Source organism: Martinezella hainanensis, assembly GCF_900094555.1.
In the GTDB taxonomy this organism is placed as follows: Bacteria; Pseudomonadota; Alphaproteobacteria; order Rhizobiales; family Rhizobiaceae; genus Rhizobium; species Rhizobium hainanense.
On the sequence record NZ_FMAC01000001.1, the window covers coordinates 709,299 to 722,317 of the forward strand.

Annotated in this window: 10 protein-coding genes; 5 read left to right on the forward strand and 5 right to left on the reverse strand. The window is 61.7% G+C overall.

The genetic code is table 11. The annotated features are described in order from the left end of the window. Positions 1 to 192: 192 nt before the first annotated feature. Together GA0061100_RS03435 and GA0061100_RS03440 are read right to left on the reverse strand one after the other, a co-directional pair. Entirely contained in the window at positions 193 to 900 is a 708-nt protein-coding gene (locus GA0061100_RS03435; protein WP_075851206.1) for a DUF1045 domain-containing protein, read from the reverse strand. Positions 901 to 1,005: 105 nt separating this feature from the next. After that, positions 1,006 to 2,190, reverse strand: coding sequence for an NAD(P)/FAD-dependent oxidoreductase (locus GA0061100_RS03440; protein WP_075851208.1), 1,185 nt, complete (start codon positions 2,188 to 2,190; stop codon positions 1,006 to 1,008). Between GA0061100_RS03440 and mnmC2 the strand changes: the two genes are divergently transcribed. Beyond that, positions 2,189 to 2,923 carry a tRNA (5-methylaminomethyl-2-thiouridine)(34)-methyltransferase MnmC2 gene (gene mnmC2, locus GA0061100_RS03445; protein ID WP_075851210.1) on the forward strand — a complete coding sequence of 245 codons (735 nt, stop codon included), beginning with the start codon at positions 2,189 to 2,191 and terminating at the stop codon, positions 2,921 to 2,923. The two genes, GA0061100_RS03440 and mnmC2, sit on opposite strands and share 2 nt — an antisense overlap. Positions 2,924 to 2,966: 43 nt before the next feature. Here mnmC2 and GA0061100_RS03450 read toward each other — a convergent pair whose 3' ends face one another. Continuing rightward, positions 2,967 to 3,896, reverse strand: a complete 930-nt coding sequence (locus GA0061100_RS03450) for an AraC family transcriptional regulator (protein WP_083961285.1) — start codon at positions 3,894 to 3,896, stop codon at positions 2,967 to 2,969. Between the two features lie 82 nt (positions 3,897 to 3,978). Here GA0061100_RS03450 and GA0061100_RS03455 point away from each other — a divergent pair, with 82 nt between their 5' ends. Continuing rightward, positions 3,979 to 4,806 (forward strand): oxidoreductase, encoded by an 828-nt coding sequence (locus GA0061100_RS03455; RefSeq protein ID WP_075851214.1) that lies wholly within the window; start codon positions 3,979 to 3,981, stop codon positions 4,804 to 4,806. Positions 4,807 to 4,873: 67 nt separating this feature from the next. Here the strand turns inward: GA0061100_RS03455 and GA0061100_RS03460 are convergent, their stop codons facing one another. Continuing rightward, positions 4,874 to 7,687: a response regulator gene (locus GA0061100_RS03460; protein WP_075851216.1), complete on the reverse strand. Its 2,814-nt coding sequence runs from the start codon at positions 7,685 to 7,687 to the stop codon at positions 4,874 to 4,876. A gap of 216 nt (positions 7,688 to 7,903) precedes the next feature. On the opposite strand from GA0061100_RS03460, the gene GA0061100_RS03465 reads away from it, so the two are divergent. From GA0061100_RS03465 to GA0061100_RS03475, 3 genes are all read left to right on the forward strand, one after another. Beyond that, the gene (locus tag GA0061100_RS03465) at positions 7,904 to 9,490 is read left to right on the forward strand and encodes a trimethylamine methyltransferase family protein (RefSeq protein WP_075851218.1); all 1,587 of its coding nucleotides are present in this window, start codon (positions 7,904 to 7,906) and stop codon (positions 9,488 to 9,490) included. 147 nt (positions 9,491 to 9,637) lie between these two features. After that, positions 9,638 to 9,952 carry a hypothetical protein gene (locus GA0061100_RS03470; protein WP_075851220.1) on the forward strand — a complete coding sequence of 105 codons (315 nt, stop codon included), beginning with the start codon at positions 9,638 to 9,640 and terminating at the stop codon, positions 9,950 to 9,952. 341 nt (positions 9,953 to 10,293) lie between these two features. Continuing rightward, entirely contained in the window at positions 10,294 to 11,994 is a 1,701-nt protein-coding gene (locus tag GA0061100_RS03475; protein ID WP_075851221.1) for a DEAD/DEAH box helicase, read from the forward strand. A gap of 53 nt (positions 11,995 to 12,047) precedes the next feature. Here GA0061100_RS03475 and GA0061100_RS03480 read toward each other — a convergent pair whose 3' ends face one another. Further along, entirely contained in the window at positions 12,048 to 12,941 is an 894-nt protein-coding gene (locus tag GA0061100_RS03480; protein WP_075851222.1) for a DMT family transporter, read from the reverse strand. Positions 12,942 to 13,019 lie beyond the last annotated feature (78 nt).

A 13,019-nucleotide genomic window follows, 5' to 3' on the forward strand; every position in this document is an offset into this window, starting at 1 on the left:
GCGGAACGGTAGCATCCATGCCGGGAAAGTCGAGACGGAAACTCGGAAAATCACTTTCGCGTCAAAGCGGGGTATTGGCACGCGCCGGTCCCTAATCTGGAGCATGTCGCGCAAAAATGTGCAGCGGTTTTGCGCGACATGCGCAAGATCGCCTGAAGCGCGGGAAGCGAATCTGAAAGATCGCAACGCGCTTCAGGCGATCTTGCGCGCACTGACCTTTCCCATTGGATGCAGAGAGTGCACGCGGAAAGGACCGCCCGCCCCGTCTTCCATCATAAGCGCGATGTTGGCTATGGGAACGGGCGCAGCCAGGGACGGTTCGAAAAACTCGCGCAAAGCACGCTCGATACGCGCCATATCGGCGGGGCTCACTGTGCCCGTCAACATCATCTGAAAGCGGAACTCATCCATCACGTGGGGATGCCCCCAACGATGCAGATTGGCAAATTGCGTCGCTGACAGGCCATCGGGATCGATGCGCTCGATTTCCGCTTCGCTCAAGGGAGCCCTGTATTGATCGAAGGTCTGCACCAGCGACGCCGCCAGGAAATGCATCTGTTGGCTTGGCACGGAAGGAACGAGACCCAGCGCACCGCCGAGCCGCGCAACCTCGAGCCTTGGAATCTCGAAGGGCGCAACCGTACCAGAAAACCGCATCAGATCGCGCAGCAACCCAGCCTCTGACATGTCCTCCGCCAGCCGGAACGGCGCCTTCAGAAGCCCCATGAAGCCATAGCGGCGCGGAACAGCGGTGTAGAAGGCGATCTCGTGAATGCCGAGCCCGCGGATCGCAGGCGGATCGACCATCTCGCCGGAATAGACATTGCGGCCGAGCCAATTCGCCGCCACAAGCGTCAGCGGATCACTCGCAGACGGTGTGAAGCAAATGGCGTACCGCATAAAATTCCTCCAAGGCGCGTAACATCAGGTAGGCCGAACCGGCACCGATGGCCAAGGAGATAGGTGATTTGCGTGACAGATTGACGACCCGAAAGAGGCGTAAATTCACGTTTTATGTGATATGACTGAAATATGACTCGCTAAAGTGAAACTCTGCGGCAACTTGAAGCAAGCGGGCGCCCCAACCGCTTCCCGCACGGCCGCCTCCGCCAGCCGATGCGCCAGCCCGAAGCTCACCTTGAAGCCACCCGTCAATGCGATCAACGAGGGATGATCGGGATGCGCGCCCACCATCGGGTCGCGATCCACGGCCTTCGGACGCAGGCCAGCCCAACGCTCAACCACCTCCGCGCCGGCGAGCACCGGCGCCATGGCGCGCGCGCCCACAAGCAGATCGTCGAGCTGCCCATCCGTCGTCAACGGGTCGCCAAACCGATTCTCGCTCGTGCTGCCGACCGCGACCAAACCATTCTCATGCGGGACGATATAAAGGCCATCACGGAAGATAACGGGCAAGCCACCGTCGACATCGGCCTTCAGCATCGCCGCCTGGCCCTTGACCGGTTGGCCGAGCGAGGTTTTGCGTCCCTCCGTCAATTCATCAAGGATTGGAAACGAACGATAGCCGGCAGAAAGGATGCAACGGCCGAAGCGAATGTCGCCCTCATTCGTGCGTGCGAGACCCTTGTCCGGATCGATGCTCTCCACGGCAACGCCCTCGGCGAGCCGGACATGCCTTGCCCCAGCCAGAGATTTGCAAAGCACCTCCAGCAAGGCGCGGGGCGCGACGCGCGCGGCCAGGGTATCGTACACAAACCCGCTTTCCGCGAAGGAAGCTTCGATCCAGCCTTCAACGGGCGCTGCATCGAGCACGTGCCAATGAAACCGGCGCTCCCCATGCCGCCAATGCGCTTCCGCATCCCGGGAATGACCGAGTGCGATCTGCCGCAGATGCGGCTTCGGCAGCGGGATCAGGCGACCGGCGCGACAGTAACCCGCCGAAAGCCCGGTCTCGGCCTCCAGGCCGGCAATTTCTTGTTCCAGCGCGACAAGGGCATCGAACTGAAACTGCTTCTTCTCGGACCATTTATCCGGCATATGCGGCATCAGCGCGCCAAGCAGGCCGCCGCTCGCTCCCTGTCCGACGCGGCCGGCTTCCACGAGCAATGCTTGGATACCGAGACGCTCGGCATGAACGGCCGCCCACAGCCCCATGATCCCGCCGCCGATGATCAGCAGATCGACGGACGATTGACCGGCGGGTCTGAGAAGATTATCGGCTCTTTCCATGACAGATCCAGTTTCCGATCGGACAGAAGCATCCGAAACCAATGCGGCAAGCCCGGAGCTCGAATGGCGCGACGGCGATATGCCCTATTCGACGGCCTTTGGCGACCATTTTTATTGCCAGACGGACGGGCGGCTGGAATGCGGCCACGTCTTCCTGGCCGGCAACGGTCTGCCCGACCGCTGTCAGGGTCGGCGAGATTTCCTCATTGGCGAACTCGGTTTCGGCACCGGCCTGAACTTCTGCGAGACCTGGCGCCAATGGCGGCAATGGGCGCTCCCCGGTTCGGAGCTGCATTTCATGTCCTTCGAGCTCTACCCGATGCGGGCCGAGGAGATTGACCGCGCGCTGTCGCATTGGCCTGAAATCGACCGGGAGCGCCAAGCGCTTGCCGCCGCGTGGCCGGACCACCCACAGGGTGTCGTATCGCTGAGGCTCGATGCGAATACGCGCCTCAGCGTCGTCTGCGGACCGGCCCTTGAAGGCGTGCGCGACGCCCAGCGGGGCTTCGATGCCTGGTATCTCGACGGCTTCGCACCGTCGCGCAACGCCGACATGTGGTCGCCGGAACTGATGCGGATGCTCCACGACAAGACCGTTCCGAACGGCACTTTCGCCACCTATGCAGCCGCCGGCTTCGTGCGGCGAAACCTGCAGGCGGCGGGATTTGTCGTGGAGCGGCGCAAGGGCTTTGCCGGCAAGCGCGAAATGCTCTGCGGCACCAAGCCTGCCTGAGGCCGGACTTCAGTCGCCGGGCCGGAAGACGACCATTGAGGGCTCACACCAACTCGCCAAGATGCTGGCGAACCCAGCTGGCCTCCTGCGAGGCGGTACGCCGGAAGTGTCGTTTGAAATCTCGGCTGAACTGAGCGGGGCTGGCATAGCCGACCGATGCCGCCACCTCCGCGATCGTCTTGTCCTGACGCGCAATCATCAACCGTGCCTCGTGGAGCCGCATCGCCTTCACATATTGTATCGGACTGCTTCCCGTCAGGGCCTTGAAATGGACGTGATAGGAGGGAACGCTCATGCCCGCCTCTCGCGCCAGCGCCGCAACCGAGATCTCGGAACTGTAGGTCTCACGCAATCGGGCCAGGCTTCCAACGATCTTCCCGGAAATGCCCTGCTGTTGAAGCGCCGAGATCATCGCGCCGCCTTGCGGACCGACGAGCACCCGGTAATGCAGCTCGCGCAGGATGCCCGCTCCCAGAACGGCAAGCTCGACGGGATCGCGCAATGTTCGCAGCAGACGCAACACGACATCCTCGATCATCGGCTCCATTCTGCTCGATATCAGACTTCTCGCTCGGCCAGCTGTCGGCTCAGGACGCCGCGTCTCCATTTCCGAGGCGATCTCTGCAGCCAGCAGCATGTCGAATTCGACATAAACGGCAAGCAAGGGACGTTCCGCACTGGCCGATGATTCCATCCGAAATGGAACGGGCACCGACACGGCCAGATAGTGTTCCTCATCGTAGAGATAGACCTCGCCTTCAAGCATGCCCTGCTTTCGGCCCTGCAGAACGAATACCGCACCCGGCTTATAGAGCACGGGAACGTCATGAAGGATCGCCTCGGTCCTGAGAATGCGGACGCCGGCAAGCGCCGTTGGATTGTATCCCTGGCTGGGAGCAAGAAGCCCCGCCAGCTTCACCAACTCCTGGCGCTTCGCCTCTCCATCCGTCATCTTCATAGGATTTGGCAAGATACTCATAGTTTTCGCGATCGTTACTGGCGGCTTTGAAGATTATCAGTCATGGCATCGATCAATCAAGAAGAGAACACCCATCATGTCACAGAAGACCTTCTTCATCACCGGGGCGAATTCAGGCTTTGGCTTCGCGATTGCGGCCGCTGCGAGCCGCCAGGGCCATAGGGTCATCGGTACCGTCCGCTCCGAAGATTCGCGAGCAGCCTTTGCAGAACGCTTGCCGGCGGCTCGGTCCGTCCGTTGCGACGTAACCGAATTCGACCGGATGGCCGACGTGGTTCGTAAGGTCGAAGAAGATCACGGGCCGGTTGACGTACTGATCAACAATGCCGGCTACGGTCACGAGGGAATCCTCGAAGAGTCGCCCCTTGAGGAAATGCGGCGGCAGTTCGACGTGAATGTCTTCGGCGCAGTTGCGGTCGCCAAAGCCTTCCTGCCGAGGTTTCGCGAAAGACGTCGCGGCTTCATCGTTAACGTCACCTCGATGGGCGGCATGATCACCATGCCCGGCATCGCCTATTATTGCGGAAGCAAGTTTGCCCTCCAGGGCATCTCGGAAGTCATGCGTGCTGAGATGGCGCCATTCGGCGTCCGAGTGACCGCCCTTTGCCCCGGCTCCTTCCGGACCGATTGGGCCGGACGATCGATGATCCGGACTGAGCGATCAATCGCGGATTATGACACCTTGTTCGATCCGATCCGGCAGGCACGACAGTCCAAGAGCGGCAGGCAACTCGGCGATCCTGACAAGCTCGCGGCAGCCGTTCTGAAATTAATCGAATCCGACGCTCCTCCGCCGCAACTCCTGCTCGGCAGCGATGCCCTTGCACTTGTGTCCGAGAGGATCGAGCGCCTCAAACAGGAGATCGAAGCATGGGAGTCCGTTACCACTTCGACCGACGGCTGAAAGTGCCGGCCTTCGCAATGGCGGGAAGCTGTCGTCCAGCCTTGCGTCCTGTCTATCGACTTGAACTCTAGTTCTTGGAGCGATCAGCCTGGAAGGCGGTATCGCCCAGATAGCGCTGGATCTTCGTTTCGAGAAGTTCGGGGCTGATCGGCTTGGACATGCAATCATCCATGCCTGACTGCATGCATGCGATGCGATCGACATCCAGCGCCTGCGCCGTGACCCCGACGATGGGTACATGCCATCCATGTCCGGCCTGGGTCTCAAACTGCCGGATCATGCGGGTCGCCTGATGACCGTTCATGACCGGCATGGACACATCCATGAGGATCAGCGACGGCCGCAACTGGCGCCATGCGTCCACGGCCGCCTGGCCGTTCTCCACGACGAGGAACCGCAGACCGGTCGCCTGCAGGATCTGCGTGAAGACGATCTGGTTCACTTCATTGTCCTCGGCAACAAGGACGTCGATGGCGTTGCCGGGTTTGGCCGACGTTATCTGATCGGTGGCTTCGATCGCGGCTGCGGCTTCCGCCTCTATCGGGAGCCGACGTTCAACGGGAGCCGATCGCTCCCCCAGTTTCTTCCGTCGCGATGCGCGCACGACATCGATAATCGTGCCGCGCAGCACATTGGCGCGCACGGGCTTCATCAGATGTGCCTGGCCATTGACGGCGGCGAACTCCCTATCGCAACCGGCGGCGCCCATCGATGTCAGGAACACGATCGGCAGCGCGCAAAAACGCGGATCGGCACGCACGGCGCCTGCAACCTGATAGCCATTCATACCGGGCATACTGTAATCGACGATCATCGCATCGACCGATATGCCCATATCGAAGGCAGCATCCAGAATGGCGAGCGCAGTCTTGCCGTCCTCGGCGACATGCCCGTCGAAACCCCATTGCGTCAACTGTTCGGTCAAGATGCCCCGATGGATCGCGTCGTCTTCCACGATCAGGACTCTGGCATCCCTCACATTGGCCGGCAGCTCCGCGACTTTGCCGCGTGCGACAACCAGCGGCATCGGCAGATGGACCGTGAAAACCGATCCTCTGCCCCATTCGCTCTCCACCGACAGAGAGCCCCCGAAAAGATCGACAAGACCGGCCGTGATGGCGAGCCCCAGGCCCGATCCCTCAAGCCGGCGCGCAAAGGATGAATCCGCCAGCGAGAACTTGTCGAAGATCGTATCGAGCTTTTCGTCGGGAATGCCGATGCCCGTATCTTCGACACGGAGGACAAGCAATACGGTGTCGCCCGGCGCCGGCTGGCTGTCCAGCTCCACCAGCACATGACCGCGCTCGGTGAACTTGATCGCATTGCCGACGAGATTGGTCACGATTTGTCGAAAACGGCCGGCATCGCCGAGCATCGCCGCCGGCATGCCGGGAGCGATGCGCACCATCAGCTCGACATTCTTTTCCGATGCGGCCGCGGCCAACAACGTCGCAATGTCCTCGACGGCCTCGGCAGGATCGAATGCCACCTTGCGCAGATGCATTTCGCCGGTATCGATGCGGGAAAAATCGAGAATATCGTTGATGATGGTCAGCAGCGCATTGCCTGATTTGACGATGATATCGACGAAGGTCTTCTGCCGCGCATCGAGATCCGTCTTGCCGAGCAGTTCCGCCATGCCAAGGACGCCATTAATCGGCGTGCGGATTTCATGGCTCATATGGGTCAGGAACTCCGATTTCGCCCGATCCGCGGCATTGCTGCGCGCCAGGAGCAGCTGCAAATCCGCCTCGCGCTCCTTCATTTCGGTGACATCGGTCAGCACCACCGTCCAGCGGCGATGCTCGCCGATTGCGGCGCCGAGCTGCATCCAGCGCCCGCCTGTGATCTGGAACACGCAGGAGATCGGCTTGCCGACAGCAATGCTTTCCCCCCAAGATGTCCGCACAGCCTCGGCGTCATCGCCAAAGTCGCCGCGCTCCGCACAATAGTCGAAGGCCGCAGACCAGCCTTTGCCGACCTCGAGAAGCTCTGCCGGCAGCTTCAGCATGTCCTTCAGCCGATCGTTGGCCAGCATGATCGTACCGTCCTGGACGATCAGCAGCCCTTGGGACATGGCCTGCATGGCATCGGCCATAAGCTCACCGAGGCGCTCCAGCGCCAGCCGTGTCTCAGTGATCTCCTGGAATTGCCGCTTGACGGAGGAAATATCCGTATAGGACATGAGCGTCCGGCCGTTGGAAATGCGGCGGGCATCGATGATGACCGACTTTCCGTCGGCGAAATTCATCTCCGTCTGCAGATGCTCGCCCGCCTTGCGCAATGCCGCCAGACGTGCCTGATAGATGTCGTCGATGCTGCGGCCGTCGAAGCCGAAACGCGCCAGTTCGTAGTGCTTTGCGATGAGGTCCCGATAGGGACGGCCTTCGAAGCGATCCTCCTTCGAGAATTCCCAGATATCGTAGAAGGCGTCATTGACGTATTCCACGATATAATTGCTGTCATGGATCAGGACGCCGATCGGCATCGAGCGAAGAATATTGTCAAGGTCGTGATGCAGCGTCTTGGCGGGCGCTTCAAGAAACACGCCGAAAATGTAGACGCGGTCTTCCGAAGGGGAGAAACTCTCGATCTGGATTCGCGAGCGCTGACGACCCGATCCGTCAAAGCACAGCGCCACCTCTTCAGAGCCGAAGACCAGAGCTCGGCGCTCCCTGTCTTCTCTGTCGGCGCTTTCGCCGGCATCGAGAAGATCATGGCTGCGATTGCCAATGAAATCGGAAACGTCGTGCCCGAAAAACCGCGCATAGGCATCGTTGACCGCGACGTAACGAAGCTCGCTGTTCTTGATGTAGGCGGGCCTGTCCAGATGGGCGATCCGGCGGCACGCTATGTCAAGCAGTTCACCGTCCAAGGTCAAACGGAGCCTCTCTTTTCACCGCGCATGATAGTTCATGAAACGACGCTCTAGCATGATTGGCTTTAACAAAGCCTTAACCATGTTTAACCGTCGCGCCGACGTCGCGTTCAGACCACGCGCTATCCTATAACGGTCATGCCTTGGTCGCAAACGACGGCGGCACGCCGGGGGAAACTCTGCCAAGAATCCGTCAACGGATCATTGGGAGCGAGCGCCATGAGCGACGAAGAAAGCCTGACCTTGAACGAAGCCCAGATCGCAACGGCAACGGGCGAACGGCGGCGGCGGGCCGGAGGGCGCGGAGCCGAACGCAGCCGCAAACCGAGCGGCACGAAATATCTCAATCTTGTCAACAATCTCGCGCGCACCGAACTCCTGTCGCCCGAAGCGCTCGACGACATTCACAACGCCTCGCTGACGATCCTCGAAGAAATCGGCATGGATATCATCCTGCCGGAAGCGCGCGAGCGCATGAAGGCTGCCGGCGCCGATGTCACGTCAGGCAAGGAACGCGTACGTTTCGACCGCAATATGATCATGGAGCTCATCGCTTCCGTCCCATCGAACTTCACCCTGCATGCCCGCAATCCGCTGAGAAATGTTGAAATCGGTGGCCGCAATCTCGTTTTCGCGCAGGTTGCCTCCGCCCCATTTGTCGCCGACCGCGAAGGCGGCAGGAGAGCTGGCAATCAGGAGGATTTCCGCAAGCTCATCAAGCTGGCCCAATCCTTCGACGTCATCCACATGACCGGCGGCTATCCGGTCGAACCCATCGATATCCATGCCTCGGTGCGCCATCTCGACTGCCTCTCCGATATCGTGAAGCTTACCGACAAGGCCTTCCACTGCTATTCGCTCGGCAAGCAGCGCAATCTCGACGCGATCGAGATCGCTCGCATCGGCCGCGGCATCAGCATGGAGCAGATGGAACGCGAACCCTCGCTCTTCACCATCATCAATTCCTCCTCGCCGCTGCGCCTCGACGGGCCGATGCTGCAGGGCATCATCGAAATGTCGTCGCGCGGCCAGGTCGTGGTGGTCACGCCATTCACGCTGGCAGGCGCCATGGCACCGGTGACGATCGCCGGGGCGCTGGTGCAGCAGAATGCCGAGGCGCTCTGCGGCATCGCCTTCACACAGATGGTGCGCAAGGGCGCGCCGGTCATGTATGGCGGCTTTACCTCGAACGTCGACATGAAGACGGGCGCGCCCGCCTTCGGCACACCGGAATATATGAAGGCGGTCATCGCGGGCGGCCAGCTCGCCCGCCGCTACGGCATCCCCTACCGCACCTCCAACACGAATGCTTCGAATACGCTCGATGCCCAGGCAGCCTACGAATCGGCGCTGTCGCTGTGGGCGCTGACCCAGGGCGGCGGCAATTTCGTCCTGCATGCAGCCGGCTGGAGCGAGGGCGGGCTTACCGCCTCTTTCGAGAAATTCATCCTCGATGTCGACATGCTGCAGATGGTCGCCGAATTCCTGACGCCGCTCGATGTCAGCGCCGATGCTCTGGCGCTGGATGCCGTGCGCGATGTCGGTCCCGGCGGCCATTATTTCGGCACAGCGCACACGCTCGCCCGCTACGAAACCGCCTTCTATTCGCCGATCCTGTCGGACTGGCGAAACAACGAAACCTGGGCGGAAGCCGGCCGGCCTACAACTTACGATCACGCCAACCGCGTCTATAAGGAAACGCTGGCGCGTTATGAACGCCCCCCGCTCGATCCGGCAATCGAGGAAGAGCTCGACGCCTTTGTCGCCAGACGCAAGGCAGAGGGTGGCGTTCCCACCGATTTCTAGTTGAAAACAAAGAGCTTTTACGCCTCAAATCATGAACGAAATTTAATGTCGCGGCCCATTTTTTGGCCGCGACTTCGCCCCCTTTCGCACGCAACGTCCAACTCGGCTTCGGCTGGGAGCCCCGTGTTTTTTGGGAAAGGGATGTCAATGTCTGTGCTTCGCACATTAACGACGGCCGGTTTGATCGCGCTGACGCTTGGCAGCGCCGCCACGGTAACCACCACCACTGCCAGCGCCTCCGATCGTGGCGCCTTCTTCGGCGGTCTCGCCGCGGGTGTCGTCGGCGGCGCCTTGGTGGCCGGGGCCGCCCGGCCGGCCTACCCGGCTTATTATCCGGCCTATCCGGCCTACTATGACGGTCCGGTCTACGAGCGGGTCTATGTGCGCCCCTACCCCAGCTGCTACTGGGCATGGCGCCACGACGGCTGGGGCCGGCCCTATCGCGTCGAGGTTTGCCGTTAAAGCCTGATGGCGCCGCAAGGTGCCAACGAAGTTCCCCATCAGTCGCCTCCGATCTTCGATGCCGCCGGATTTCCGGCGGCATTTTCGTCTGTCTGTTGAAAAGCTTTCGCCCACACCCCTTGACATTGGCGGCATTTAAGACCAAATGCGCTCCAGCTTTCACCTTCCGGCCGCCGCGTGAGCGTGCCCTGCGGGACAGTCTGTACGCAAGAGAAGGACAAAAGCGCTTTATGAATGAGGCCGCGCCAATGCGCTGCGGCCGGATGCGCTGGAAAGCTATTTCCAACTTACAAGTTCCCACTTCACGCGGGGTTCTTGACGCCAGAGACAGACCGGACCGCATGGTGCGACCCGGCCTATTTGCTTTGGCGCCCCCGAAAGGTATTGAATTGACCGATTTTCACTCGCTTGGTCTCTCCAAGCAGATCGTCGATACGCTGTCGCAGAACAACTTCGCTACGCCGACGCCGATCCAGGCACAGGCGATCCCGCTCGTTCTTGAGGGCCGCGATCTCATCGGCCTCGCCCAGACCGGCACCGGCAAGACGGCCGCTTTCGGCCTGCCCATCATCGAAATGCTGCTGAAGGAGGCCAAGCGCCCCGACAACCGCACCGTCCGCACGCTGATCCTCGCCCCGACCCGCGAACTGGTGAACCAGATCGCCGATAACCTCCGCCTCTTCGTGCGCAAGTCGCCGCTGCGGATCAACCTCGTCGTCGGCGGCGCGTCGATCAACAAGCAGCAGCTTCAGCTCGAGCGCGGCACCGACATCCTCGTCGCGACGCCCGGCCGCCTTCTCGACCTCATCAATCGCCGTGCCCTCTCGCTCGGCCATGTCACTCACCTCGTCCTCGACGAGGCCGATCAGATGCTCGATCTCGGCTTCATCCATGATCTCCGCAAGATCGCCAAACTCGTTCCGGCGAAGCGCCAGACCCTGCTGTTTTCGGCCACCATGCCGAAGGCGATCGCCGATCTTGCTTCCGACTACCTGACCAATCCGGTCAAGGTCGAAGTCTCGCCTCCGGGCAAGGCGGCCGACAAGGTGGAGCAATATGTCCACTTCGTAGCCGGCCAGAACCACAAGACCGAGATTCTCAAGGAAACGATTTCGGCCAATCCGGATGGCCGCGCCATCGTCTTCCTGCGCACCAAGCATGGCGCCGAGAAGCTGATGAAGCACCTCGATCACGTCGGCTTCGCCGCTGCCTCCATCCACGGCAACAAGAGCCAGGGCCAGCGCGAACGCGCGCTCAAGGGCTTCCGCGATGGTGACGTCCGCGTTCTTGTCGCCACCGACGTCGCCGCCCGCGGCATCGATATCCCCGGCGTTTCGCATGTTTACAACTTCGATCTGCCGGAAGTCCCCGATGCCTATGTTCACCGCATCGGCCGCACCGCGCGCGCCGGCCGCGACGGCATCGCCATCGCCTTCTGCGCTCCCGATGAAATCCGCCTGCTGCGCGACATCGAGCGCCTGATGGGCATCGAGATTGCGGTTGCCAGCGGCGAGGCTCCGGCCGATCGCGGTCGCCCCGTTCGCGGCAAGGGCCGCGGCGCTCAGGGCAATGGCGGTCAAGGCAGAGGCCAGGGCGGCCAGGGACGGGAGCGCGGCGAAGGCCGCCCGCAACGTCCGGCCCGTCGTCCGTTCTTCGACAAGGAAGGTGGCGAAGCCCGTGGCCAGAACGGCGAGCGCCAGGAACGCCGCCCGCGCGAAGACCGGCCGCAGCGCGAAAACAATCGCAACGCCGATTTCCGCGGCCAGCGCCGCAACGAGCCGACGCCGCGCCCGGAACCCGACAACGATCTCGCCTCCACCTCGGACTTCCGTCCCGCTCGCAAGCAGCACAACGGCCAGTCCAACGGCAACGGCGCCTCGCATGAGGGCGGTGCCCATCGCGGACAGCGCCATTCCCATGGCCGCCCCGCAGGCCGCCACAACGAAGAGCGCGGCGCCCAGGGTGAACAGCGCAATGGCGGCAACGGCCGCATGCGCCGCCGCGGCCCCGGCAACGGCGGTCAGCGCCGCGAGCGTGCTTGATGTAATAAAAAGGGGGCCGAACGGCCCCCTTTCTTTTTAAAGATGATACGAACCTATTCCGGCACCACTTCCGCAGTACGCCGGTTGATCAGATAGACGCCGATGACCACGACGACGGTGCCGATGGTGATCGGCAGCGTCAGCGGCTCGCCGAAAGCGATCGCAGCCTCAATGGCGACGGCCGGCGGCATCAGGTAGATCAGCGATGCCGCGCGCGAAACCTGCCCGCGGCGGATGAGATAGAGCAGCAGACCGACGGCGCCCATCGACAGACCGAAGACCGACCAGAGCATCGCGAAAATGGCCTCCTGCGTGCCATCGAAACGCAGACCTTCGATGATGAAGGCGAGCGGCACGGTGACAATCAACGCGCCGACATATTGCAAGGTTGCGATGGTTCTGAGGTCGCCGGTCTGCAGGTGCCGCTTCTGGTAGAGCGTGCCGTAAGTCACCGAGACCATAGCCAGCAAATTGACGACGAGCGGCACCGCCGATTGCCAGAGATTGGCCGTATCCGTCGCCAGGAGCTTCGGCGAGATCGCGATGGCAATGCCGAGGAAACCAAGCAGCAGGCCGAGCTTCTGGACCGGCTGCAGCCGCTCGCCGACGAGGAGTGGCGCCGCCATGGCGGTCATCAGCGGCTGCAGCGCCGCAATGATGCCGGAAATGCCGGCCGGCACGCCCTCGGCAATCGCCCACCAGAGGCCTGCGAGATAGATGCCATGAAGGAAGATCCCGGAATAGACGGCCCGAAACACGCTCGACCAGTCGCGCGGCCATTTGGCGCCGGCGATCGAACAGAGCAGCACGAAAGCAAGCGCCGACAGGCTGTAGCGGATCATCAGGAAGGTGAAAGGGCCTGCATGCAACGAGGCATATTTGGCAACGATCCAGCCGGTGGACCATAGCAAAACGAAAATCGCCGGTGCAAGTTTATCGAGGGACATGGAAATCGGACCGATATGTTTGGCGCTTCGGAGCCGGAATCCTGGTCGAACTCAGGGTGTCGCGCGGAGGGACTGAAG

What these genes read in the sequence shown, in the direction of transcription:
- GA0061100_RS03435 (WP_075851206.1), bottom strand. Translation starts at nt 900, where the DNA reads ATGCGGTACGCCATTTGCTTCACACCGTCTGCGAGTGATCCGCTGACG.
- mnmC2 (WP_075851210.1), top strand. Translation starts at nt 2,189, where the DNA reads ATGACAGATCCAGTTTCCGATCGGACAGAAGCATCCGAAACCAATGCG.
- GA0061100_RS03440 (WP_075851208.1), bottom strand. Translation starts at nt 2,190, where the DNA reads ATGGAAAGAGCCGATAATCTTCTCAGACCCGCCGGTCAATCGTCCGTC.
- GA0061100_RS03455 (WP_075851214.1), top strand. Translation starts at nt 3,979, where the DNA reads ATGTCACAGAAGACCTTCTTCATCACCGGGGCGAATTCAGGCTTTGGC.
- GA0061100_RS03465 (WP_075851218.1), top strand. Translation starts at nt 7,904, where the DNA reads ATGAGCGACGAAGAAAGCCTGACCTTGAACGAAGCCCAGATCGCAACG.
- GA0061100_RS03470 (WP_075851220.1), top strand. Translation starts at nt 9,638, where the DNA reads ATGTCTGTGCTTCGCACATTAACGACGGCCGGTTTGATCGCGCTGACG.
- GA0061100_RS03475 (WP_075851221.1), top strand. Translation starts at nt 10,294, where the DNA reads ATGGTGCGACCCGGCCTATTTGCTTTGGCGCCCCCGAAAGGTATTGAA.
- GA0061100_RS03480 (WP_075851222.1), bottom strand. Translation starts at nt 12,941, where the DNA reads ATGTCCCTCGATAAACTTGCACCGGCGATTTTCGTTTTGCTATGGTCC.